Below are 1,240 nucleotides of genomic sequence, written 5' to 3'. Positions count from 1 at the left end.
TGTAGTGGTCAACTAATTCCGGACAGTATTTTAAGTTTTTCCTCAGCTGCAATAGGCGTTAGTCCACCATTGAAGGTATGAGGTCGTTGCTGGTTATAATAGCCCATCAAGTATTCACCAATATCTCGTCTGGCTAAATTCAGGCTACTATAACCGAGTGCCGGTACCCACTCCGATTTTAAGCTACGGAACAGCCTTTCCATCGGGGCGTTGTCCCAGCAGTTTCCTCTTCGGCTCATGCTTTGCTTGATCTGGTAACGCCAGAGCCTTTGCCGGAATTTGCGGCTGGCATACTGGCTCCCCTGGTCTGAGTGGAACATGACATTCCTGGGGTGACCTCGCTGTTCCCAGGCGTGATCCAGTGCCTTAACCACCAGGTCAGCATCTGGGCTGGATGACAGAGCCCAGCCCACAACACGGCGGGCATACAGATCCAATACCACAGCCAGATAACTCCACTCCTGGCCCGTCCAGACATAGGTGATGTCACCACACCAGACTTGATCAGGACACTCAACACTGAACTCACGGGCCAGGTGGTTTGCAATATCAAGCCTCTCAACCGTTGCTTGCTTGTAAGCATGGGAACCAGGCTGCTTACAGGTCAGACCCAGTTCACGCATCAGGCTACGGACTTTAAAACGTCCAATATCCGTTCCTTCTGCTTTAAGTTGCCCTTGAAGTGTGCGGCTGCCAGCAGAGTTTCGACTTTTTGTGAAAAGACGTTTAACCTGAGCTTTCAGGGCTAGGCGCTTAGCGTCCACTTGAGTACGCCGTTGACGGTATTCATAGTAACTGGATCGACTGACATCAAAAGCTGCACAGACCATTTCAACAGGCTCTTGCTCACTCAACTGGTCTATCAGCGTGTAGGATTGATTTCGTCCGACATTAAGAGAGCGGTAGCCTTTTTTAGTATGTTTTTCTCTTGCTCCAGGCGCTTACAGCGGGCTTCCAGCTCTTGTATACGTCTCTGATCGGCTGTCAGGGCTTTGCCTTTTGGTGTAATCCCTTCACGCTCCTGAGCAAGCTGTTTGACCCAGCCCCGGATTGAGCTTTCAGCAACGCCCAAAGATCGAGCAGCTTCAGTAAAAGTATAGTTTTGATCCAGTACCAGGCTGGCTGCTTCCTGCTTAAACTCAGGAGAAAATGAACGTCGTTTCTTGGTCATCAGACACCTCGCTTTGGGTGGCAATATTACCACCGTAAAAGATGTCCGGGTTTATTGAACCACTACAAG

General features: G+C 50.0%; 1 protein-coding gene. It reads right to left on the bottom strand.

Annotation, left to right across the window (positions count from 1 at the left end; genetic code table 11):
- Positions 1-8: 8 nt before the first annotated feature.
- Positions 9-1,171 (bottom strand): IS3 family transposase gene (locus tag V6U78_RS12675; protein ID WP_405341566.1). Its coding sequence is split into 2 segments (ribosomal slippage): positions 9-916 and positions 916-1,171, totalling 1,164 coding nucleotides; the frame shifts between segments, so codons are not numbered across the junction.
- Positions 1,172-1,240: the final 69 nt, after the last annotated feature.

Origin of the sequence: Marinospirillum alkalitolerans (assembly GCF_045055655.1) — a bacterium.
Classification (GTDB): Bacteria; Pseudomonadota; Gammaproteobacteria; order Pseudomonadales; family Halomonadaceae; genus Marinospirillum; species Marinospirillum alkalitolerans.
Note: the sequence above shows the minus strand (reverse complement) of the source record. Positions and strands in the feature narration are given on the sequence as shown.